The 22,386-nt window shown below is 38.9% G+C and carries 28 protein-coding genes, 3 tRNA genes and 2 pseudogenes; 17 read left to right on the top strand and 16 right to left on the bottom strand.

Features of this window, described 5'->3' with window-relative positions:
* Positions 1–2 precede the first annotated feature (2 nt).
* From pseB to CCY97_RS03990, 5 genes are read left to right on the top strand one after another with little or no spacing between them, the layout of a single operon-like run.
* The gene (pseB, locus tag CCY97_RS04010) at positions 3–1,001 is read left to right on the top strand and encodes a UDP-N-acetylglucosamine 4,6-dehydratase (inverting) (RefSeq protein ID WP_112064214.1); all 999 of its coding nucleotides are present in this window, start codon (positions 3–5) and stop codon (positions 999–1,001) included.
* 34 nt (positions 1,002–1,035) lie between these two features.
* Positions 1,036–2,304 carry a Tol-Pal system protein TolB gene (gene tolB, locus CCY97_RS04005; RefSeq protein ID WP_181562807.1) on the top strand — a complete coding sequence of 423 codons (1,269 nt, stop codon included), beginning with the start codon at positions 1,036–1,038 and terminating at the stop codon, positions 2,302–2,304.
* 59 nt (positions 2,305–2,363) lie between these two features.
* Positions 2,364–2,894 carry an OmpA family protein gene (locus CCY97_RS04000; protein ID WP_112064198.1) on the top strand — a complete coding sequence of 177 codons (531 nt, stop codon included), beginning with the start codon at positions 2,364–2,366 and terminating at the stop codon, positions 2,892–2,894.
* A gap of 23 nt (positions 2,895–2,917) precedes the next feature.
* On the top strand, positions 2,918–3,838 hold the full coding sequence (locus CCY97_RS03995) for a hypothetical protein (protein WP_112064197.1): 921 nt from the start codon (positions 2,918–2,920) through the stop codon (positions 3,836–3,838).
* A 2-nt stretch (positions 3,839–3,840) separates the two neighbouring features.
* On the top strand, positions 3,841–4,395 hold the full coding sequence (locus tag CCY97_RS03990) for a peptidylprolyl isomerase (RefSeq protein WP_112064196.1): 555 nt from the start codon (positions 3,841–3,843) through the stop codon (positions 4,393–4,395).
* Positions 4,396–4,592: 197 nt separating this feature from the next.
* On the opposite strand, the gene fliY is transcribed toward CCY97_RS03990, so the two are convergent.
* Genes fliY through folK form a run of 7 tightly spaced genes read right to left on the bottom strand, consistent with a single transcriptional unit; the run spans position 4,593 to position 10,438 of the window.
* A complete protein-coding gene (gene fliY / locus CCY97_RS03985) occupies positions 4,593–5,426 on the bottom strand; it encodes a flagellar motor switch protein FliY (protein WP_112064195.1) in 834 nt (277 codons plus the stop codon).
* Positions 5,423–6,484, bottom strand: a complete 1,062-nt coding sequence (fliM, locus tag CCY97_RS03980) for a flagellar motor switch protein FliM (protein ID WP_112064194.1) — start codon at positions 6,482–6,484, stop codon at positions 5,423–5,425. Before fliM ends, fliY begins: the two co-directional genes overlap by 4 nt.
* On the bottom strand, positions 6,477–7,160 hold the full coding sequence (locus CCY97_RS03975; RefSeq protein WP_112064212.1) for an RNA polymerase sigma factor FliA: 684 nt from the start codon (positions 7,158–7,160) through the stop codon (positions 6,477–6,479). The genes fliM and CCY97_RS03975 overlap by 8 nt, the downstream gene beginning before the upstream one ends.
* Before the next feature lie 26 nt (positions 7,161–7,186).
* A complete protein-coding gene (locus CCY97_RS03970; protein ID WP_112064193.1) occupies positions 7,187–7,519 on the bottom strand; it encodes a hypothetical protein in 333 nt (110 codons plus the stop codon).
* Positions 7,520–7,562: 43 nt separating this feature from the next.
* Positions 7,563–8,456: a P-loop NTPase gene (locus tag CCY97_RS03965; protein ID WP_112064192.1), complete on the bottom strand. Its 894-nt coding sequence runs from the start codon at positions 8,454–8,456 to the stop codon at positions 7,563–7,565.
* Complete coding sequence (gene flhF / locus CCY97_RS03960; RefSeq protein ID WP_112064191.1) at positions 8,456–9,892, bottom strand: flagellar biosynthesis protein FlhF; 1,437 nt, start codon at positions 9,890–9,892, stop codon at positions 8,456–8,458. The genes CCY97_RS03965 and flhF overlap by 1 nt, the downstream gene beginning before the upstream one ends.
* An 18-nt stretch (positions 9,893–9,910) precedes the next feature.
* Positions 9,911–10,438, bottom strand: a complete 528-nt coding sequence (gene folK, locus CCY97_RS03955; protein WP_112064190.1) for a 2-amino-4-hydroxy-6-hydroxymethyldihydropteridine diphosphokinase — start codon at positions 10,436–10,438, stop codon at positions 9,911–9,913.
* A 51-nt stretch (positions 10,439–10,489) separates the two neighbouring features.
* On the opposite strand from folK, the gene CCY97_RS03950 reads away from it, so the two are divergent.
* The 5 genes and pseudogenes from CCY97_RS03950 to CCY97_RS03930 all read left to right on the top strand — a co-directional run.
* Positions 10,490–11,221: a protein-disulfide isomerase gene (locus tag CCY97_RS03950; RefSeq protein WP_112064189.1), complete on the top strand. Its 732-nt coding sequence runs from the start codon at positions 10,490–10,492 to the stop codon at positions 11,219–11,221.
* Positions 11,222–11,284: 63 nt separating this feature from the next.
* Complete coding sequence (locus CCY97_RS03945) at positions 11,285–11,836, top strand: DUF507 family protein (RefSeq protein ID WP_112064188.1); 552 nt, start codon at positions 11,285–11,287, stop codon at positions 11,834–11,836.
* A 31-nt stretch (positions 11,837–11,867) separates the two neighbouring features.
* Positions 11,868–13,025 (top strand): glutamine-hydrolyzing carbamoyl-phosphate synthase small subunit, encoded by a 1,158-nt coding sequence (carA, locus tag CCY97_RS03940; protein WP_112064187.1) that lies wholly within the window; start codon positions 11,868–11,870, stop codon positions 13,023–13,025.
* Positions 13,026–13,179: 154 nt separating this feature from the next.
* Positions 13,180–13,707 carry a methylated-DNA--[protein]-cysteine S-methyltransferase gene (locus tag CCY97_RS03935; protein ID WP_112064186.1) on the top strand — a complete coding sequence of 176 codons (528 nt, stop codon included), beginning with the start codon at positions 13,180–13,182 and terminating at the stop codon, positions 13,705–13,707.
* Positions 13,708–13,784: 77 nt separating this feature from the next.
* A pseudogene (locus CCY97_RS03930) lies at positions 13,785–13,922 on the top strand (cation:dicarboxylase symporter family transporter); the annotation flags it as partial.
* Here CCY97_RS03930 and CCY97_RS03925 read toward each other — a convergent pair.
* A pseudogene (locus CCY97_RS03925) lies at positions 13,912–14,442 on the bottom strand (restriction endonuclease subunit S); the annotation flags it as partial. The pseudogenes CCY97_RS03930 and CCY97_RS03925 overlap by 11 nt on opposite strands.
* 65 nt (positions 14,443–14,507) lie before the next feature.
* The gene (locus CCY97_RS03920) at positions 14,508–14,756 is read right to left on the bottom strand and encodes a hypothetical protein (protein WP_112064183.1); all 249 of its coding nucleotides are present in this window, start codon (positions 14,754–14,756) and stop codon (positions 14,508–14,510) included.
* A gap of 142 nt (positions 14,757–14,898) precedes the next feature.
* Here CCY97_RS03920 and CCY97_RS03915 point away from each other — a divergent pair, with 142 nt between their 5' ends.
* Positions 14,899–15,264 carry a hypothetical protein gene (locus CCY97_RS03915; RefSeq protein WP_258456960.1) on the top strand — a complete coding sequence of 122 codons (366 nt, stop codon included), beginning with the start codon at positions 14,899–14,901 and terminating at the stop codon, positions 15,262–15,264.
* A 77-nt stretch (positions 15,265–15,341) separates the two neighbouring features.
* Here CCY97_RS03915 and CCY97_RS03910 read toward each other — a convergent pair.
* The 7 genes from CCY97_RS03910 to CCY97_RS03880 form a co-directional block, all read right to left on the bottom strand.
* Positions 15,342–15,428: transfer RNA gene (locus CCY97_RS03910), tRNA-Leu, on the bottom strand.
* A gap of 51 nt (positions 15,429–15,479) precedes the next feature.
* Positions 15,480–15,564 (bottom strand) — tRNA-Leu (locus tag CCY97_RS03905).
* A gap of 48 nt (positions 15,565–15,612) precedes the next feature.
* Positions 15,613–15,924 carry a F0F1 ATP synthase subunit C gene (locus CCY97_RS03900; protein ID WP_112064182.1) on the bottom strand — a complete coding sequence of 104 codons (312 nt, stop codon included), beginning with the start codon at positions 15,922–15,924 and terminating at the stop codon, positions 15,613–15,615.
* 319 nt (positions 15,925–16,243) lie between these two features.
* Positions 16,244–16,957: a non-canonical purine NTP pyrophosphatase gene (locus tag CCY97_RS03895; RefSeq protein WP_112064181.1), complete on the bottom strand. Its 714-nt coding sequence runs from the start codon at positions 16,955–16,957 to the stop codon at positions 16,244–16,246.
* Positions 16,957–17,223, bottom strand: a complete 267-nt coding sequence (locus CCY97_RS03890; protein WP_181562806.1) for a hypothetical protein — start codon at positions 17,221–17,223, stop codon at positions 16,957–16,959. Before CCY97_RS03890 ends, CCY97_RS03895 begins: the two co-directional genes overlap by 1 nt.
* 5 nt (positions 17,224–17,228) lie before the next feature.
* The gene (locus CCY97_RS03885) at positions 17,229–17,552 is read right to left on the bottom strand and encodes a hypothetical protein (protein ID WP_112064180.1); all 324 of its coding nucleotides are present in this window, start codon (positions 17,550–17,552) and stop codon (positions 17,229–17,231) included.
* 212 nt (positions 17,553–17,764) lie between these two features.
* Positions 17,765–17,841, bottom strand: a tRNA-Arg gene (locus tag CCY97_RS03880).
* Between CCY97_RS03880 and CCY97_RS08210 the strand changes: the two genes are divergently transcribed.
* From CCY97_RS08210 to CCY97_RS03855, 6 genes are read left to right on the top strand one after another with little or no spacing between them, the layout of a single operon-like run.
* Entirely contained in the window at positions 17,814–17,969 is a 156-nt protein-coding gene (locus CCY97_RS08210; protein WP_181562805.1) for a hypothetical protein, read from the top strand. The two genes, CCY97_RS03880 and CCY97_RS08210, sit on opposite strands and share 28 nt — an antisense overlap.
* Before the next feature lie 8 nt (positions 17,970–17,977).
* A complete protein-coding gene (gene gap, locus CCY97_RS03875; protein ID WP_112064179.1) occupies positions 17,978–18,964 on the top strand; it encodes a type I glyceraldehyde-3-phosphate dehydrogenase in 987 nt (328 codons plus the stop codon).
* Positions 18,965–18,980: 16 nt separating this feature from the next.
* A complete protein-coding gene (locus CCY97_RS03870) occupies positions 18,981–20,228 on the top strand; it encodes a glucose-6-phosphate isomerase (RefSeq protein WP_112064178.1) in 1,248 nt (415 codons plus the stop codon).
* An 18-nt stretch (positions 20,229–20,246) separates the two neighbouring features.
* Positions 20,247–21,131, top strand: coding sequence for a menaquinone biosynthesis prenyltransferase MqnP (gene mqnP, locus CCY97_RS03865; RefSeq protein ID WP_112064177.1), 885 nt, complete (start codon positions 20,247–20,249; stop codon positions 21,129–21,131).
* Entirely contained in the window at positions 21,121–21,672 is a 552-nt protein-coding gene (locus tag CCY97_RS03860) for a hypothetical protein (protein ID WP_112064176.1), read from the top strand. The genes mqnP and CCY97_RS03860 overlap by 11 nt, the downstream gene beginning before the upstream one ends.
* Positions 21,673–21,694: 22 nt before the next feature.
* Positions 21,695–22,219 carry a hypothetical protein gene (locus tag CCY97_RS03855; RefSeq protein ID WP_112064175.1) on the top strand — a complete coding sequence of 175 codons (525 nt, stop codon included), beginning with the start codon at positions 21,695–21,697 and terminating at the stop codon, positions 22,217–22,219.
* Positions 22,220–22,386 lie beyond the last annotated feature (167 nt).

Raw genomic sequence — 22,386 nt, 5'->3', positions numbered from 1 at the left:
ATCTGATTAACGATAAAAATATCCTTATCACGGGTGGCACAGGAAGTTTTGGTAAGAAATTTGTCTCTACTATTTTGGAAAAATACAATCCGAAGAAAATTGTCATTTATAGTCGTGATGAACTCAAGCAGTATGAGATGGCACAAGCTTTTAGCGACAAATGCATGCGGTTTTTTATCGGGGATGTACGCGATAGCAAGCGATTAGAAATAGCACTTAATGGCATTGATATCTGTATTCACGCAGCAGCACTCAAACACGTCCCGCTTGCCGAATACAATCCAATGGAATGTATAAAAACCAATATAGATGGTGCAAGCAATGTGATAAATGCCGCTCTCAAAAATAATGTCCGACATATCATAGCTCTGAGTACTGATAAAGCAGCAAATCCCATCAATCTTTATGGAGCTACAAAACTTTGCTCTGATAAGCAATTCATAGCTGCAAACAATATGAAAGGCTCAAGGGATTGTAGGTTTAGCGTAGTGCGTTATGGTAATGTCGTGGGTTCGCGTGGCTCTGTTATTCCGTTTTTTAAAAAACTCATAGAATCTGGTGCGAAAGAACTTCCAATCACAGATTTTGCGATGAGCAGATTCTTTATCACCTTGGAATCTGGTGTGGAATTTGTACTCAAGAGCATTGAACGTATGCATGGCGGAGAGATATTCATCCCAAAAATTCCTAGTGTTTATATCAAAGATTTAGCACACACTCTTGCTCCAGATATTCCGCTGAGAGCCATAGGAATCCGCGCCGGAGAAAAGCTGCACGAAGTTATGATTCCAAGAGATGATTCTAGGCTCTGTATAGAATTTGAGGATTTTTATACGCTGATGCCGACCATTAGTTTCCAAACTCCTATTGATTACACTCACACACAAGATGGTTTAGTAGGAAATCCTATAAATTCAGAATTTGAATATGCGAGCAATACAAACACCCAATGGCTAGATTCCAAGGCTATATCAGCGCTTTTGCAATCATGTGATTTTTAGTATAATTCCCCATTACCCACGCAAAAGGACAGGCATGTTGAGATTGCTTTTGGTAGTTATGTTTGTGAATCTATTTGCATGTAAAAATATCCTTGCAATTGATGCAACCTTAGAAATTGTCAAAACCTCAAGTAAAATCCCTTTTATTACCATCGAACATATCTCTAGCAACAAAGAATACGGCAACAAGGTGTTTGCACATCTTGACGCTGACTTACGCGTAAGCAGTCATTTTCAGGTCGAAAAAGGCGACGAAGTCAAAGATAGCAAGCCTGATTTTCAAAGCTATAAAAACAGAAAAATCGATCTTATTGCTCGTGTAAGTGTCAGAAAAAAAGACAATGGTCTTGTAGCAACACTGCAACTTTATGATGTAAATACTTCTTCAAGAGTTTTGGAAAGACAATATGGCGAAGAGCAGATTATAAGATACCCCTTTCTTGCTCATAATATGGCAAATGATATTAATACCTATATCAAGGCCCCAAATATTGATTGGATGAAACAGTTTGTGGTGTTTGCCAAATACACTACTTCTGGCAATTCTGATATTGTGCTAGCAGACTATACACTTTCATTTCAACAAACAATAGTAAAAGGCGGATTGAATATTTTTCCAAAATGGGGGAATGAGCAAAAAAATGTTTTGTATTACACAAAATACTTAGATAATAAACCAACGATTGTCAGACATGATTTGCGCACAAATACTATAGAAGGTGTGATTAGCAGTGATGGTATGGCTGTGGTGTCAGATGTAAGTAGAGATGGTTCGAAATTGTTGTTATCTCTTACTCCAGCAGGAAGTGCTGCTGATGTGTATCTTTATGATGTCAAAGGGAAATCCTTAGACAAACTTACAAATTTTTCTGGCATTGATGTGGGTGGAAAATTTATTAACAATGAACAAGAAGTAGTGTTTGTTTCAGATAGATTAGGCTATCCAAATATCTTTTCTACAAGTATTAAAGGTGGAGCAGTTGAGCAGGTAGTATTTCATGGTCGTAACAATAGTGCGGTGTCAGCATTTGATAAGCGAGTGGTTTATTCAAGCCGAGAGACAAACAATGAGTTTGGTTTGAATACATTCAATCTTTACCTTATTGCTACTAATTCTGAATTTATCCGACGTCTTACTACTGAGGGTTCAAACCAAATGCCTACTTTTTCAAAGGATGGAAACAATATTATGTTTATCAAACATACACCAACTCAAAGTGCATTAGGGATTATCCGCTTAGATTACAACAAGAGTTATTTATTTCCATTGCCAAATGTTAAAATTCAGTCGTATGATTGGTAATTATCGATAGAATTTTTCTAAATGACTACGCATTATTAATACCCATAGAGGAGGTAGTGATGAAAAAAAAATTATTCATAAGTTTTCTGTTTATAAATTTCCTTGGAAGTGCTTTGTTTTTTATAGGTTGTGGCGATGATGTTGAGATTAAAACAGGTGGAAGCGGTGCTGTAACTGCTGTACAAGATTCTGAGATAGATGAGGTATTGATCGAAACAGAAATTATTGATGATACGGATAATTCTTCACAAATAAACAGCTCAAGTCTTAAAAATATTTTTTTTAAATTCGACAGATATGAGGTACAGGCAGATATGTTTGATCGTATCAACGAAATCGCAAATATACTCAAAGCAACAAACGCGAAGGTTATAGTAGAAGGCAATACAGATTCTTTTGGAAGTGATGAATATAACTTCGCTCTTGGAAAAAAGCGAGCAGATTCTGTAAAAAATGCGCTTGTATCACGTGGTGTAGATAGCAGAAATATTTCGACTCTGACGTTTGGAGAAAGCAAGCCCGTGTGCGCACAACAAACACAAGAATGTTATCAGGCAAACAGACGCGTTGAATTCAAAATCGTGCAGTAGCAAGGCACCACATAAAGAGCAAGATGTTACGATTTAGTCTTTTTCTGCTTCTTATTTTTACCTGCTATGCAAAAGAACCTTCGGCATTTGAGCGCCAAAGTGGAGCTACAAAAAAGGATCTATTGGATCTCCAGAGTTCCATGCAAAATATCTCAAATCTTATAGATTCTCTAGCGCGCCAATACAAAATACTGGAGCAATCACAAGAAGGACTCCAAAGTCTTTATGAATCCCAAACTCAAAAACTCCAAAATACTTTAAACAAAACCCTTAATAATGAGGAAGCAGTAAGTAACCTAAAAATCGCAGTGATTGGTCTTAAGAATACATTAGAAAGCTTTCTTAATAGAATTGATGAGCTAAACCAGCAAAATGAAAATAACCAAGCGGCTATTGAGACTTTGGATTCTAAACTCCAAGAAATGCGCACACTTATGCTACAAACTCAAGAAAATATACTCGATAAGCTCCAAGAGCTTATAGCCCAAAATACTGTACTTAGTAAAGATTCCAAGCAACAAACTCCTAGCAAGCCAAAGACCTATGATTCAAGCAAAAAACCAGAGCTTTTTGCCGAAGCCAAAGAATTGATTACGGCCAAACAATACAAAGCAGCAAAAGATATTATGCTATGGCTCAAAGATGTTAAATACCAACAACCAGAAGTGTTGTTTTATCTCGGTGAGATTGCGTATTTACAGAGGGATTACAAGCTTGCTATTAGGTATTATAAAAATAGTGTGAATGCAAGTGAGAAGGGAGAGTATATTCCTGCACTTTTATTACATAGTGCCATTTCTTTTAAGGGCATCAAAGATATAACAAATTATAATAGTTTCTTGCAAGCTTTGGTTTCTAATTATCCAGAGAGCAAAGAAGCAGCGACTGCTAGAAAGTTGCAGCAAAAAGACTCCAAAGAGTCAAACCAATACAAAAAGGAATAGAAATGATAGAAAAAAACAAAGTAGCAAGTATTGAGTATGAGGTTGTTGATACACAAACAAATAATCTTGTTGATTCTAATAAAAATGGCGCTCCGATTGAATTTTTGATCGGAGCAAATCAAATGATTGCAGGTTTAGAAAATGCTCTTTTAGGAGCAAAAGTGGGTGATGAGGTTGAGGTAGAAGTCAAACCACAAGATGCTTATGGTTTGTATCAAGCAGAACTTATCCAAGAAGTACCAAAGGAGCAATTTGAAGGCATAGATCTTAAAGAGGGCATGACGCTTTTTGGTCAAAGTGATGATGGGCAGACTGCACAAGTGATTGTAAAAGGCTTTAATGATAATGTCGTGATGATTGATTATAATCACCCGCTAGCAGGCAAAACTTTGGGATTTAAGGTCAAAGTCTTAGATGTGCGCGACGCAAGCGAACTAGAAATTTTACAAGGTAGAGTTGATAGGGGAGGTTGTGGCTGTGGAAGTGGGGGTGGAGGCTGTTGTGGCGGAGGCCAGCACCACCATCATGGCGGTGGAGGAGGTTGTGGCTGTCACTAGCTCATCAACTTCAAAAATATCAGATTCTTGAGAGAAACATCCAGGTGGGCATAGCTACGATTATCTTTTAGAATTTCTAAGATTAAACCTAAAATTTGGGATTCTAGGAGGTGTTGGTTATGAACATATTTTTTGGGACAAATAAAATCAATATCCAAAAGTGTATTACATAGTTTGAGTTATGTGTTTTAGGGAATCTATTGGTTTGGATCGCGCAATTGTTCCAAACGATCTTTACGCGAGCCAATATCAGTAATTTGTATGCCAAAATTCCCATCTACAATGACAACTTCCCCGCGCGCTATCACTTTATCATCTACCAGAATATCTAATGGGTCATTTGCAAGTTGGTTAAGCTCTATCACGCTTCCTATATCCATAGAGATAACATCTTTTAAAAGCATACGTTTTTGCCCAATACGCACACGCACATTAAGCCGTACATCCAAGACCATGCCAATGTTTTTAAATTCTAACAGATTAAGCATGGCAGAATCTTGGCTTTTGTCCATAGTATTATTATCTTGCGTCGGTTCAAATAACTTTCCAAAAGATTCTGAAACCAATAAAATAAATTCAGAATTCAGACTTTCTAAATTGAAATTGAAAATATAAGCCTTTTTAAATTCGCTCAAATCGATGCTTTCTGTAACAAATTTTATGTCTTGACAAGAAAAACTAAGTTTTGGTAGGTCTTTTTGTGAGCCAAGATTTGTAGCTATTGCACCAAAAATATTTGAGATGATTTCTTTGACTGCATCCAAATCATCATCATTCATCTCATCTTTCCTGGTACCTTCGCCTCCTAGCATCATATCAGCAAGTGCGCTACCCATTTGTGCGGGCATGATAAATCCTATAGTTACGCTCACATCACCTTCAACTTGTATAGAAGCTAATGCGTAGGTTTTTGGTAAAGAATCTAAGCTCACATTGTCATCTTTTGTGTGCGTAATGTTCGCCTTCTTGCCTATAAGTCCTTCGATAGTAGCAATACTTTCAGCAATCACTAGGTTTATGAATCTTTTCATTCACTCTCCTCTTCTATATCTATCATGCGATTTTTACGCTGTGCTTCAAGCACTTCAAGCACTTCTTTGACTTGGTCTTTCTCTGTTACGATAACTTCTTTTATTTGTATGCTTTTCCGGTAACGCTGCAAACCAATAGTAGCAATGTATTTTTCTCTCTCATCAATTGTTACTATCACACTATCATCTGCTACCCTATCAAGACGGACGATATTGCCTACTTCTAAATCAAGTAATTCTTTGAGCGTAATTGCCGTTTCACCCACATAGGCCGAAACTATGACATTTGTTCCTGCGATTAGAGCTTGTAGTTCTTTGTTTCGTGATTTTTTAGAGCTTGTATCACTTAGCATCAAGTCTCTTGTAGCAAGCCTTGATAGAACGGTCTCAAGTGCTATCACAGGATAGCAGAGATTCATCATTCCACTACTATGCCCAATGATTATCTCCATGACAACCATAATAATAATCTCATTTTGTGCGACGATTTGCACGACATTTGGACTGGATTCTTTTGCGTCAATACTAGGAAAAATCTCAGTAACTGAACTCCAGGCTTCTTTGAGATTTTGCATCATTTGGCGCAAGATAGTATCAAGCAAATTGAGCTCGATGTCGCTAAATTCTCGGGGATTCTCATATGGATCACCCTTGCCTCCTAAAAGTCTGTCTATCATAGGGAAAGCAATACTTGGGTTTATCTCTAAAACCCCACTGCCTTCTAGAGGTTTCATCGAAAAAACATTAAAACTTGTAGGGCTTGGTAAACTCATTAAAAATTCACCATAAGTCATCTGATCTACACTATGGAGCTGGATCTCAACAATACTGCGCATCACTGCTGAGATTTGTGAAGAAAGTGAGCGCGCCATTTTGTCATGGATACTTTTGAATGCGCGTAATTGCTCTTTGCTGACGCGATTTGGGCGCTTAAAATCATAGAGGGTTATATGCTTTTGGTGGAGGACATCTTCTTTTTCTAAAGTCTCAGTATCACCACCATCATCTACCACTTCCAAAAGTGCATCGATTTCCTCTTGACTTAGAATATCAGCCAACACCTTCTCCTAACGCAAGTCTAATTTTTTTTATTACTTCTTTAGAGATTTGGGAGATTCTTGATTCTGTAATGTCGAGAATCTCACTTATTTCTTTTAGGCTAAGTTCTTCAAAATAATAAAGTTGGATTATTGTCTGTTCTCTTTGATTGAGTGTGCTTAGTACCTTTGAAATGATTTCTACAAGCTCTTCTTGTTGTAATTCTTCTAAGATTGTATCACCGATGATTGCGTTGTATTGCTCATCAATTGGCACAAGCATATAGATATCACTTGCTATACGCGCTTCTTTGATCTTTTGGACATCTTCTTTGAGAGTTTTGGCTAAGTATTCATCGCTAGGTTCTTCTTGGTATTCATTGAAGTATTTTGAGACTTCGATATCGATGTGCTTTACAAGTTTGCGATTTGAGCGAGAGAGCACATCAAGACTGCGTAGATAATCAAGCATCGCACCATTTACGCGCGTCTTGGCATAACCCCAAAAAGAATCATTAATCGAGGAGTCATAACGTCTTGCAAGTTTGACTAGCTCCTCTGCGCCAATTGAGAGCAAATCCGCTACATCAACAGAGCTTGGCAGGCGCTCTTTTAAACGAAAAGCCATAGCCTTGACTGCTGGAAGATATTGTGTGGCTAACTCATCTTGAGCATGTTTAATACTTTGCTTGTACATATTATTGTCTCCCACTTGTTATCTCCTTATGATGCGTTTGTTATTTCTTGTTCTTGCTCGGATTCTATATTTTTAAGAAAAGCGGAGATCTTTGCTGTTTCTTTTTCTTTCTTGTCAAACTCCAAACGATAATACTCGAGATTCTTTTCTAACTTATCCTTTTTGATATGAGGTTTTTGGGAATCTAAAAACCAAAAATACAACGCAATACAGACTATCACAATCATATGCACGCCTATGGTTGTAATAATTGTCCAAATAACCATAAACTCTGGTCTTTCAAACTTCAAAATTGAAAAGGCTAACCCGATAAAAAAGCCGCCAACAATGCTAAAACTCATATAATTATCAGGTTTCATTCTTATCCTGTTTTATTTCAACCTACCTCATTTCTTGCCAAACTTACAGATAACCCAGCATACGTCGCAAGAAAGAATTAAAGGTGCTTTCTGCTTGAAGCATATTTTGTTCCACATTATTTCCACCAAAAAGTTTCGTCTCTACTAGCAGAATCTGCTTGATAATAGAATCAATTTGCAACCTTGAAGCACTTAGTGGCTCTGCTTTGTAAAATAATTCTCTTGCGCGTGTGGCTTTTGTTATCGTAGTGCTTTGTGTGAGGTGTCCTAGGTAATGCAAACGCAGGTTTGGAATCTTTTCTTTTCCCACATTTTTTATACGCTCATAAATAGCATTTGCTTCCTTGGCGCTTTGTGTCATATTGACAATGAGCGCGATATCATTTTTTGTTTTCGCATTGAGTTTGATTGTTGCATAGGCATCCATAAGTGCCGAAGGATCTCGCATGGTTACGACGATAAGCAAATCGCTAGCATCCAAAAAGCTCTGTGTAACTCCACCAATCCCAGCACCTGTATCAATTATCATATAATCCAAATCTTGCAAGACATTCGTTTCTTCTAAAAATCGCTCAAAGACACCACTATTAGCATATTTTAGAATCTCCTCACCACTTTCACCTGGGATAAGAAATAACCCCTTTTCAATCTGATAAATCACTTCTGAGAAGCTCACTTCACCTTTGAGCGCATGCAAAATATTATGCTCTACTTTTATGCCAAAAATAAGATCAAGATTTGCTAGTCCGATATCTGCATCAAAAACTGCCACTTTTTTTCCAAGCTTGTGTAAGCCATAGGCTAGATTTGCGCTTATACTTGATTTGCCCACGCCTCCCTTACCGCTTGTGATTGCAATAAAACGCGTAGCAGAAAAATTACGCTTATCTTTTGTGTTAAAGAGGGTCTCAAGTTCTGCTGCTTGGTGTTGTTTCATTATTGTTCTTTTGATTTTTTGAATCCATCGAGTAAGCAATCTACAAGATAGTCATTTGTAGCGAGTATCAAATCATTTGGCACGCTTTGCCCTGTCGAGAGATAGCTGATTGGTTTTTTTGTCTCATAAACAAGAGAGAACATATTCCCAAAATTCCTGCTTTCATCAAGTTTGCTAAAAATAATCGTATCAATCTCTAAACATCCATCAAAAGCGTTATAAGTATCGCGTAAATCCTCATATTTCGCATTCAATGCCAGCACGAGAGAAACATCAATTTTATAATCATTGTTTACATAGTTTTTGAGTGCTTCTAATTTCTGTCTGTCATGCTGGGAATGCCCTGCTGTATCAATGAGTATCACATCGCAGTGGCGCAACGAATCTATGGCTTTACCAAATTCATCAGGCTCTACAACAGTGTCAATGCTTAAGCGCATCATTCTTGCATATGCCATAAGTTGATCTACTGCTGCTAGACGATAGGTATCAAGAGTGATGATACCTACCTTATGACGTTTTTCTAGCATAATACTGTAGCGTGCAGCAAGCTTTGCTAAGGTTGTTGTTTTTCCTACGCCCGTGGGTCCTACAAGCATCATGATTTTTTTATGACCTAGCGGGAGATTCTCGCTTCGACAAAAAATCATCTTGCGTAATACTTCGCGAAAATACCGCTTGATTGTTACAGAATTCTCACGCATTCTTAATGGCATAAGTTCCAGACTTAAGCGCATAATAGAATCCAAATGCTCCTTATTCATGCCACTTGCTTTTGCTAAGCGGTAAATTTCCGCAAATTCTTGGGGGATAATCAACCCTTCAGGTGCTTTCTCTTCCCAAAACATATTTTGGATAATTTTCATTTTGTCATTGATCTTATCAAGCTCTTGGCGGATTTCTTTAAACTCAGCCCGCTCTGCATGTGATTCCTTCATACGTACGCGCTGCATATCCTCTATCTTTGAATCAAGACCTTTAGAATCTATACCTGTCTGCATATAAGGATTACTCGCTAATGCGACTTTTTGGGGTGCAACTCTTGCTTGGGATTTTGGCGGTGGGATAATATGCAAATCATTTTGCACGATATTTGCTACCTCACCTACCATATTTTTTATCTGTGCCGCGTCGCTTATTTGTAAGCTTACATCATTGTCTCTTTGTGTTTTTTTTCTTGCGAGCTCTTTGAGCGCTATTTCATCGATTTTTTGCTGGATATTTGTGGTAGTTTGTTCATCTTTTTGGATATCTATATTGGATGTATCTGCTTCTTCAACTGCCACGACAAGTTCATAAAGTCCGGGTTGGTTGAGAGATTTTTTGCGTATTTCTTTTGTTTCTACTATCAATACATCATCACCATAAGCCTGCACCGCTTTTTGCATAGCATGAGCCGCTGTTTCCCCTGCGAAAGTATGGAGTTTTCTTGCCATTTATATATCCTTAAAATCTCACAATATCCCCAAAAAACTCATCGGGATACATACACTCTGGCGGTTTTGCCAAGCTTTGTGTGGAATTCTAAGATAAGCTCGCTTTAAAATGACTTTGTTAAACAAAATTATATCAACGTCTAAAACTCGCGGTGCGTTTTGAAACTCTCGTACTCTAGGGCGCCCAAATCTTCTTTCTAAATAAAATGCCAACCTATAAACCTCTAGTAAACTATAATCTGTCCTAAGCAGCAGCACAGCATTATCAAAATCTGCTTGATGTGTGAATCCAAAAGCAGGGTTTTTAAAGATTGGTGAGGAGATGATGTTAAAAATTTTTGGGTGCATGGAGAGTGTCTTAAGAAGCTGTGAAAACACATTTGGAGTTTTTGGTTTATTTCCGCCAATGCCAAGCAAAACAAGATTTTTTGTTTTTATGAGATTTTTTTTATTAGAAAATTTTGCTCTTTTCCTTTTGATAAAAAAACTAGGATAGAGAGTGCTTGCATACACATACATTAAAGTTTCTCCATAGATATTTAGCATTTGCCACTACAATTCCTACGCTAAATTATAGAACCAAAAGGATGTCCCAAGATGAAGTCTGCTCTAAAAATCGCAATACTTTTTGTTATAAATCTCAATGCTTCAAGCTTCGAAGAACAACTCCAAAAACTTATCAAAGAAAAAACCTCCCAAGATGTCAAGGTACTAAAAGTTGAGAATCTCAAAGCCACAAAAGATGTGAAATTTGTACTGGTACAAACAGAACAACTACAAGTACCACTTTTTGCAAGCAGTGATGGTGGAGTGATTTTTGGTGCATCAAATGTGTTTTTTTCAAAGAATGATGATGATGTTATCGAAGTTTCAAACTCTATCAAACAAGCCCAAAATGCAACACAAAAGCCTGCAACTGAAAAGATTATCAGCTTATTTTCTGAACTCAAAACAAGTGAATTTATTGTCTTAAACTCCCAAGCAAAAACAAACAAGATCACCTATATTGTGGCTGATCCAAACTGTCCGTCTTGCCAACATGAAATGAGAGACATTAAAAATCGCTTGAAGGATTCTCATGTTTATGTTCTGCCTGTGGGATTCTTAGGTGCAGATTCTGTCTTGAAAGCAGCGATGGTAAAAGTACGTGAAGCTGAATTTAAAACTAATGAGGAAAAAATCCTCTTTTTGCAAGAGGTCTATAAAAGTGGCTACAAACTCCCAAGCAAATATCAGAATCTCGATGTTTCATCTGTAATGAGTATCAACCATAAAGTAACCCAATCAGGTATTACCTCTGTGCCATATATTTACGAAAAACTCAAATAGCTTAAAGCCTTTTTTACTTAACTAAAGCTACAATCCCACACAAAAAGTAGGAGAATCCCAACAATGAAGCTGAAGGCACAACACGCTCCTTATATTGCAAATAAAATTGGTCTAGATTTAGTAAATGCAAGTTTTATCAATATCAACACTTCATTAGAATCTCTTAGTAAAGTAGCTTTAGATTGCCTTATGGAGAATATCCAAAGAGAAAAGGTAATTGACGAAAAAGTGAGAGATTTATTAGAAAAGCATAGCAACGAAATTGAAGACTATAGAATGGATGAACGTGCTATGTTCAGAATGTTTAAGCGACAAATCGCGAGCGAAGAGAATTTTACAATCACATGGGATGATCGGTGTAGCGATTTATCACACGAGATACTTTCTCGGATTTGCAAAACAGGATTTATAGATTTTAAGGTCTCAGAGGTAGTTGTGAAAAACATCATACACAAAGCCATCAATGAATATTCTAGAATCTATGAACAAAGCGAAGAGGCAGTTATAGAGCGTCTCAAAAAGCATAAGAGAAAGCTCGTGTATGGCAGTGATGAATATGAAATAGTTTTCAATAAGCTCTATGAAGAGGAATTGCGCAAAAAAGGCTTAAGCTAACCCAAATTTTAAGAAAAACAAAGGAAGCAAAATGTCGGAATCTGATGGCCCTGAAGAGATTTTCTTGTATTTTGCAAATGGTGTGTTTGTGAAAGCCTTAAGTTTTGGTGTTAAGGGTAGTGCGGTAGGCGAAGTTGTTTTTAATACTTCACTCTGTGGATACCAAGAGATCATCACCGATCCAAGTTATGCTGGGCAGTTTGTTACATTCACTATGCCAGAAATCGGGATAGTGGGCGTGAACGATTGCGATATTGAATCTAGGTCTGTATTTTGTAAGGGTATCATCATAGCAAACTACAATAGTTTCTATTCAAATTTTCGTGCACAAGCTTCTTTGGATGATTTTTTAAAAAAACACAATACCATAGGCATCTATGGTATAGATACACGTGCAATAGTCAAGATGCTTCGCACACAAGGTGCTATGATGATGGTAGCTAGCACAGAGTTTAAGGACAAATCCACTTTAAAATCTCTTTTAGATTCCACACCCAATATCCAAGAGCTTAATCTCATTCCAGAAGTTTCTACGAAAGAACCCTACAGACATCAATATGGGAGCTTTGATTTTGTGAGTTTTAACTACGACAAACCCACCACAAAGCGTAATAAAAAGATTGCTGTAATAGATTTTGGTGTGAAGCAAAATATCCTCAATGAACTTGTGGCAGCAGGTTTGGACGTCAAAGTTTTGCCATATGATTTCAGCGCACAAGAGATTATTACGAGCTTTCGTGCGAAGAGAATTGGTGGGGTTTTCCTCTCTAATGGTCCGGGTGATCCACTTATGCTAGATTCTCAAATAGCACAGATAAGATTGCTTATTGATGCAAATATTCCAATGTTTGGGATATGTCTAGGGCACCAATTACTAGCGATTGCACATGGTTTTGATACTTATAAGCTAAAGTTTGGGCACCACGGGGGCAATCATCCTGTAAAAAATATGCTGACACAACAGGTAGAAATCACTTCGCAAAACCACAATTATTCTGTCCCAGATTCTATAGAATCTGTAGCCAAAGTTACACACAGGAATCTTTTTGATGGCACGATTGAGGGTTTGTATTATTTTGATAAACCAATCTTTTCAATCCAGCACCACCCAGAAGCCAGCCCTGGACCAAGAGAATCTCGCAGTATATTCTTAGAGTTTGCTAAGATTGTCCAAGAGTGTGAGAATTAAGCCCGCAATTTAGTTCGTTAATACCAGCCAACTCTCCAAAAACCAAAAGTCATAGACGCTAGATCAAAGCTCCTAGAAATAGAGAAGTTAAGACAAAGCAAGTCTTGATTCTCATCGCAAGAATCTCTCTTCAATATTTAAGGAAATATAAAATATGAAATCCAACTCTTCTCAATCTCATTGGACAACCTACCAATCCCCACTAGGCATACTTTTTTTAGAATTCAAAAATGGATATTTGACGCAATTATGCTTTCAAGACAAATCAGCTTTTTACAAAGAGTTTTTACCTCATCCCCACTGCTGCTCATCTACCCCACAATATAATGCGCTTACGCAAACACTACTTTGGCTAGAGAGTTATTTTCAAGGCCAGATTCCTAGTTTTCTCCCGCCGCTCTTGCTTGGTGGCAGTAGGTTTGAAAAGGAGGTATGGGAGATTTTGTTAGATATACCTTATGGGAAAACCATGAGCTATGGGCAGATAGCAAAACATATCGCCCAATCAAGAGAGATACCTAAAATGTCTGCGCAAGCAGTAGGCATGGCAGCTAGTCGCAATAAAATCGCAATCATAATACCCTGCCATCGAGTGATAGGCAAAGACGGGAATCTCAGAGGCTATGCTGGCGGATTGGATAAGAAAATAGAACTTTTGAAACTAGAGGGGATACTTAGATAGAGCAGCTTTTATCTTATCAATCCTGAATTTGCCTGTATTTTGAAATTCTATGCGTTTGATTGTGGGTTGATAGCAAGATTTTCTCAATGCTATTAGCCATCGACCTTATAGTGGATATGGCGCGCACAGCAAGCAATGTCTCTGGCTCCATGACTGCTGCGCTTTGTAGTGCTAAAAACCTCAAAGCCCTAGATAAGGCAACGCTTAGCACTTAAGAGGGCTTTTAAAGCCCACAACCCTTTCATAGGCTCTTTTTTTAGCCTCTTGGTAGCACACAACATCTCTGATGCATTCTTTTTCTATGGATTTGATGAAAGATTCCATAAAGTCAAAGGCAATTTGTTTATTTTCAATGGGTAGAGAAATCACACTTTTATTAAAAGTTTTTTCAAAATCCCGCACTAAAACGCCTTGAAAAGTCTTTTGGGATTTATTCAGCCAAGCGATGAAAAAATGGGCGATGAGTTTATTAAATGTCGCAAATTTTGGGTAAAGGGTTTTTGTAAATTGCCCTGCATAAAAATCTTTTTGCATATAGAAAAATTGCATTCCTAGCATTCCTACGGCTATGGAATTACCCTTAATTTTATGCTCTTCATCCAAATATTTTACATAACCTGCTATGCCATTATTTAGACAAGTCCTTGTGAAATAAGGAAATTCGGCGTTTTCGCTAAATTCAAAACTATCTTTATTTAACTGCGGATTTGATTGTATTCCAAACAATTCCCCAAGCTTAAATTCCCTAAATGCGCCCCCGTTTTGCTTGAATTGTTTTTCAAGCTCTGCTAAACGAGGGCTTAGGGAAAATTTGGCTCTCTCTCCTTATTTCCATTTTTCAGCACATTGCTCACTTCCCACGCTAAATACTCGCTCACGCATTTTTTAAAATCCGCTAGGGTGGGCTTCGTGTCTATAATCTTATGCTGGGCGTAAGCCCAGTCCCTGCCCTCTAAATTTATGGTGTCCTCAAAGTCTTTATAGAAATTTAAATAGCCATTGCCGTGAAGTAAGACATTGATAAGCTCTTCATATCTAGCCTTAAGCATTTGGCACAGGCACTTGCCACCTATGAGCGATCATTGATGCCCAAAAATTCGCGTTTTGATAGATTTATGCGGGGGGGATTCTCAAATATTGCGAGATGATGAGGTGCTAGGATTGCATATTTTCCGCACGAAGGGGCGCTGTATGAATTGCCACAATGGTGTGGAGTTTAGCGATCACAAATACCACAATCTTGGGCTAACCTACTATGGGCGCGAGAAATATGAGGATTTTGGTCGTTACAATGTGAGTAAAAATCCCAGTGATATGGGTGCATTTAAAACCCCTAGCTTACGCGAAGTGCGAAAAAGTGCGCCATATTTTCATAATGGATTGTTTCCGACTTTACGTGGTGTGCTTAATGCGTATAATTTTGGAATGTTTCGCCCAGAGCCTACGGATTCTCAAAAAAATGATCCATTGTTCCCGCAAACCTCGCCTTTACTAAAAGAGCTTAAGCTCACGCAAGAGGAAATCGATGCCCTTGAAGCATTTTTGAAAACGCTTTGAAAACATCTAAGATATTTTGAGAAAATACAAAGAGTTGGCCTTGGAGTTTGAAAAATAAAGTTTGAATATTCTCAAAATGGTGCCGAGGGTCGGACTTGAACCGACACAGGGTTACCCCTACTAGATTTTGAGTCTAGCGCGTCTACCAGTTTCACCACCCCGGCGTATCGAAGGTAGGAATGTGAAGATGATCAGGCTATATGAAAGACTTTGTATGGTGCGCTGAGCGAGACTTGAACTCGCACGGGTCGCCCCGCCACCCCCTCAAGATGGTGTGTCTACCAATTCCACCACCAGCGCAGAAACCTAGCAGCTAAATTTCTGCTAGGTTCAGAAGATCACTTGAGTTTAAGCCAAAAATGGGTTGCTATAAAGCGCAATGATTGCAAGAACAAGCGTATAGATAACTTGCGCTTCAATAAGTGCTAATGCAATAAACATTGTTCCAAGCAATTTACCACTGATTCCAGGGTTCCGCGCTGTACCTGAAATAGTAGCTGCTGCTGCATGCCCCATACCAATAGCACCTCCAAGTGCTGCAATACCCACACCTATAACTGCACCAGCTACAGAGTATGACTTGATCATATCCAATCCACTCATACCAGAGCCAAAAGCTAGCCCAACGAAACCAAAAAACAGAACAAGAAAAAATTTCATACTATAAGCTCCTGAGAAAAATTTCAAAGTCCTTTCGGATCTGTCCCCTACTAATACTTTGGAAGGACGAAGTTTAGCGATGCTTTGATAAAAGCTAGTTTAAAAATCCCACAAAACAATTTGTATATATTCACCACACAATGTCATATTCGTTGAAGTCGCGTGAATCCAAAATTGCACAGAGCAAAAGACCTATAGTGATACTTGTATTTATCCAGCTACTAATAGAGTTGTTTTGTATTGTTGCTACTTTGCTTGATTTGAGTACCCAGAGATAATTGGTTATATTGTGACTTTCTTGTTTCTTAAAATCACTAATTCATAGCTTCTTGTTCATAGCTTCTTGGGACCCAAGATATTCCACACAAGATTTTAATGCCTTTTGTCTGTGTGAGATAAGGTTTTTTTCTTCATCACTCAGTTGGGCTAAAGTCTTTGTATAGCCGCTTGGTATGAATATACAATCATAGCCAAAGCCATTAAGCCCTCTTTTTTCAGCAATCACTCTGCCATGACAGATTCCCTCAAAGTGTCTTGTATGAGATGTATGCATATCAAGCAAACACATATTTGCCACAAACTGTGCGCCAGATTCCCCGTACAACCCTAGCTCAAAAATCACACGCTCAATATTAAGTTTCTCAGAATCCAAAGCAGGAAAATCCCGCAATAATCTTTGCTTTTCTAGCTCCCACTTATGATAGCCCTGAGTGTCGCTCTTAAAATAGCGCGCACTATAAATCCCGGGTAATCCAGCAAGCAAATCCACGCAAAGCCCACTATCCTCACTCAAAACAAACGCTCTTTCGCATGTGTTTATCTCAGTGTTTGATTCTATAAGTGCTTGCTGGATTGCCCGTGCTTTAATTGCTGCATTTTCTTGGAAACTTCTACCATCTTCTTTGATTTCAAAAGGCGTTACAAACTCATCTAAAGACTTTACTTGCAATCTTTCCACAAGCCCAGAATCTGCAAGCATAGCACGCAATTCTCTTTGCTTATGTGGATTTGAAGTCGCTAGGATAATAAGCATCAGATTCTCTTGTAAGCCTTGATACCGATGATAACAGGATAGTTTTTGTCATGATAGAAGAGTTCTCTTACGGTAAGTTCCTGCGCGCTTATACCCTGTATTTCTGCGGTAGCGCTCAATACATTGCCATAGCTTACAACTTCGACATTTCCCACTCCAAAAATCTCCTCAAAATCGCGCTTTATCCCCATATCTGTGAAACGCCAATAATCACCCCAACGTTTGTAATCATACTCTGAGATTGGACAAAGGCTCGCTACGCTCACAAGTGCTACTCCCCCGGATTCTGTTTTGCTATGAGATTGTGTATTGCCCCCCCCCCCCCTATTTGGGGCTTAAGCATATGGTAGATACCCTTGATGGCACTCTTATAGTCATAAATAAAATTCAGTGTAACCGTGCAGATAAAGCAATCAAGCATATTAGCTGGTAGTTCCTGCCACTTGGTGAGATCGCCTATTATCGTAGCGTTGCTATTTTCGTTGTTGTAATGCAAAATGTGTGATGTAGTGACATGTATTCCAAATTTCTTAGTATAAGTATTCTCAGCGATTTCACACACCTCTCCCTTTATGTATTGAGCATTTTGTTGCAAAAAATCCTCTTGGTAGATTCTATACTATTGGCATACCTCTATCAAATCCAAAAATTCGAGATACAGGCTCTAAGCTTCTTAGGTGATGCCAATTGGTCGGCTGAAGTTTGCGCTTTAAAAACGGCATTGTAATGTGCAAGATTTTATTGAGGACTCTTTTGAGAAAACGCAACATCGCTATGTCCTTGAGATATGGTTTGGGTTGTGAGGTTTGGTGTCCTCGATGCGATTCGAACGCATGACCCTTCGATTAGGAATCGAATGCTCTATCCAGCTGAGCTACAAGGACTATCACTTGTTCTAATGGGGTGCAAAGAGCGGCTGATTGTACTCAAGAATCTGCTTGCAAATCAAGAAATATTATTTTTTTATGGGATTTTTTGTAGAATCCCCGACTACACAAATCCACTGCAATAAGGATCCCAATGGCATTCAAGGTAGCTATCAATGGAACAGGACGTATTGGTTTATGTACAGCTCGCATTATAGGACAAAGAGATGATGTTGAGTTGACAAACATCAACACAACAACAGATATTGATACCCTACTTCATTTGTTGCGCTATGACTCTGTGCATGGACGCTACGACGCACAGAAAATCGATGCAAACACTCTGTGTATAGGAAAAAGCAAAAATGTAAAAATACTCAGCAACCGAGACATCAACACGCTTACTTTCACAGACGCAGAAGGCGTCATAGAATGCACAGGCCAATTCAATTCCTTGCAAGATTCAAGCAAGCATCTCAAGGGTGATATCAGAAAGGTTATCATCTCCGCACCTGCTAGCGATACCCCCACTTTCGTCTATGGTGTCAATCATCTCACCTACAATGGACAACAAGTCATCTCTAATGCCTCTTGTACGACAAACTGCCTAGCCCCTATCGCAAAAGTCTTGCACCAAGCCTACGGGATAGAATCCGCGCTTATGACGACCGTCCATAGCTACACAAACGACCAAAATGTCCTCGATGTCAAGCACAAAGATATCCGCCGTGCTCGAGCTGCGGCGCTTAATATCATTCCTACAAGCTCAGGTGCTGCCAAAGCCGTAGGCTTAGTGATACCTGAGCTTAGCGGGAGATTCAACGGATTTGCTGTGCGCGTACCTACACCAGATGTAAGCCTTGTAGATTTGAGTGTCAATCTCACCAAGCCAACCACCAAAGATGAAATAAACGCACTTTTTAGCAATGTACAACACCAAGAGATGAAGGACATTATTTATGTCGATGAGGAGAAATGCGTCTCAAGCGACTTTATAGGCTCACCTTATAGTGCAATCTTTGTGCCTGACACAACACTTTGTATCGATCGATTTGCCAAAGTACTTGCGTGGTATGACAATGAGATGGGTTATTCCACAAGACTAATAGATTTGAGTGTGCATGTGCTCAAGCACTCTTGAGATATTGTAAAAGCAAATGCTTATTTTCCAGCAAAATTTTACTCCCACACAAGATTCCAAAGCCCGCGATTGCGTATTTGAGCAGATTTTTCAAGAGCGTGAAGAGAAAGTCAGTGGCTATTACGACCTGCCATTTGAGCAGCACGCACTAAGAGATTCTAAGGTCTATATCCAAGCTAACCAAGCGGTATTAGAGAAGCTCACAGATCTCGTAATCATTGGTATTGGAGGAAGTTCGCTAGGCACTAAAGCCATTGATTGCTTGCTCTCATCGTGTAAAAATCGCAAAAACATCACGCTCCATTTTCTTGAGCACACAGATTCTATCCACACACAAGCCACGTTAGAATCCCTCAAACTCCCAAGCACACTCTTTGTAGCTATTTCAAAATCCGGCACAACTATTGAGACCTTATCTTTGTGTAAATACATCCTCAAGCACTTTGGTATTCTGGAATCTCCCACAAACAAAAGGCATTTTCTCACAATTACAGATTCTCTCTCCCCACTAGAATCTTGGAGCAAGAAGCATAGTATCCACACCATCGCGATCCCATCAAATGTCGGTGGTCGCTTCTCTGTGCTCAGCAGTGTAGGCATAGTACCACTAGCCATTCTAGGATATGATACAGCCAAGCTACTTCTTGGCGCTGCCAAATTTATGGAATCTTTTTTCGCGCGCAAGGAAGAGCACCTGCTTGACAAGGCTCTTTTTTATGTACAGCACAAAGAGCGCTACCCTATAAATGTGCTATTTTCATACTCTAGTATCTTTAAAGATTTCAATTCCTGGTATATGCAGCTCTGGGCAGAAAGCTTGGGCAAAATCACACATTCTGGCGAATCTGTAGGTCTCACGCCAATAGGGCTTATTGGTAGCATTGACCAGCACTCGTTTTTGCAACTCATCGTGCAAGGACACCATGATAAAAGTGTGAGTTTTTTGCTTCTTGATTCGCAAAGCCATCCACAACTTCGCATTCCTGATATAGACTTTTTAGAATCTAGTGATTTTGTGAATAACATGTCCTTTGCCAAACTGCTCAACACACAACAACTTGCGACTATAAAAATCCTAGATGAGCATAAAATCCCAACAGATTCCATCACACTCACAGAATTAAGCGAGAGAAGTATAGGCGCACTTATCACATATTATGAGCTGCTAACTTCATGTGTCGGGCGTCTGTTAAATATAAATCCCTACGACCAGCCCGGTGTAGAGTTTGGCAAGAAACTTCTCAAAGAAATGCTGCTCCACTAGATTCTTAGGATTTGCTCCATGTCTTTGCTCCAGAAACTCAAAAACTTCAATGAACTCGTGATGTTTGAGCACACAATCTTTTCAGCCACCTTTATTCTCATTGCCATGATTGTCGCGAGCTTGCAGGCAGATTCTAAAGTGTGGGTAGGCACACAAACTCTTATTTTATGTGCATTGGCACTTGTTTTTGCGAGAAATTTCGCCATGGGCTTTAATCGTTTGGTTGATAGAAAAATAGATATCCTAAATCCCCGCACCAAGTCGCGTCCAAGCGTAGATGGAAGGATAGGACTTGTAAGCATGAATATTTTTTGTATAGCAAATGCGCTTGCTTTTATACTCATCTGCTATTCCATTAATACTTTGGCATTTATGCTATCTCTCCCATTTTTATTAATTATTGGTGGCTACTCATTTCTCAAGCGTTTCTCTTATCTCGCCCACCTGGTACTTGGTATTTCTCTAAGTCTTGCTCCTATTGCTGGCTGTATAGCAGTGCTTGGGAATCTAGAGCTGTGGTGCATATTTTTAAGTATCGGTGTGATGTTTTGGGTAGCAGGATTTGATCTGCTCTATTCCCTGCAAGATATGGAGTTTGATTCCACACATGGTCTGCATTCTATCCCTTCAAGATTTGGAGCAAGAAAGACGCTCTATCTTTCAAGAATCTTCCATATTTGCGCAGTAGTATTTTGGTTTTTCTTTATCTATGAAAGCGCACTTTTAAATATCTTGAGCTACCTGGGATTATTCTTTAGTGGCTGTATGCTCTTATATGAGCAGTATCTGGTACACAAAGATTTTACAAATATCCCAAAAGCATTCTTTACAACCAATGGCTATTTGGGCTTTGTATTTTTATTTTTTGTCTTAAGTGATGGAGTTTTAAACTATGGACTATAAGCAACTTTTAGAAAATTTTGGAATCCACACAAGACTAGGTGCCTGTAGTTTGCAGCTTCACTACGACTATGTCACGGCAGACAACAAGCCCAAGTTCGAAGCAGAATTTGGGGCTCTTGCAAGATCAAATGACACGCCAATATCACGCTATACAAACACCCTTCGCTCCAAGCTAGAGGAAAATGAAGAGATAATTTTTGATCTCTTAGTTGAAATCTACAAGAGGCTCAACTCCATTGAGAATATGCTCAAGCAAGATACTAACCCCCTGCTTACCTTAGAGTATCAGACAAGTCTTGCCTTCATTGGACATGAGGTACTTTGTGTGAATGTAGATTCTCCATACATACGCACAGGCGAGATTTATGCGCGCTTGCTTCTGCCTATCATACCAGAGCGCCATATAGGAATCTTTGCCCAAGTGTTGCATCCACAAGTCGCACAGATAAAGCACTTGCACATAAGAGACTCCCAATGTTTTGATAGTTTCGTGGTAGAATGCGAGCGCACCATGATTTTAGATAAAAAAAGTCTTTCTTAGAGTTCCAAAGGAATCTTGTAGTATGTTTCATCTCTCACTAGGCACGTTAAGTATTCTTTGCAGTCTCTTTTGCTTAGCTATTGTGATATTGCTCATGCTAGTAAATTACTTCCGATCAAACGACCTACACAAGAGAATCCAAAATTTCGAGCGGGGCATAGAAGAACTCAATAAAGAGATTTATAAAATCCGTAAGTGGATCAAAGACAACGAACTTGAAAACCAATATACCAACACAGCACTAGGCAGCAAGATAAAATCTGAAGTAAAAGACTCTCTTGAAAATGGACTTATTAAAGTATACAGACAGATTGAAGTGTTAGAAGTGAATATGGACAAGCAAAATGACTATATAGAAGAGAAAATGTTCCAGCTTGAAGAGAAGCTACGCGAAATCAACTATACTCCATCAAATGGCAACCAGATTGATGAAAAACGCATACTTACACTTTTTAATGAAGGCTGGAGCATGGATTCCATCGCCAAAGAAATGAGGCTTAATAAAGGTGAAGTAGAGCTTATCCTTAAACTCGCAAATATCCGCTAACATCATTAGCTTATAAGCGCTATTCCCAAATCCTTTACTATTCTTATCTCTTAGAGTCTTGTTCCTGCTTTTCCCGCACCCGCTCCCTGCGGTTTAAACCCCTTCCATAGCTGCCGACCCAAGCCTCTTAAAAACCTTCACTTTAGGCTTCTGTCTTAGATTAAAAC

It is taken from the genome of Helicobacter sp. 10-6591 (assembly GCF_003288805.1).
Taxonomy (GTDB): domain Bacteria; phylum Campylobacterota; class Campylobacteria; order Campylobacterales; family Helicobacteraceae; genus Helicobacter_F.
The sequence above is the reverse complement of the archived record's forward strand: the minus strand, read 5'-3'. Positions and strand labels throughout refer to the sequence as shown.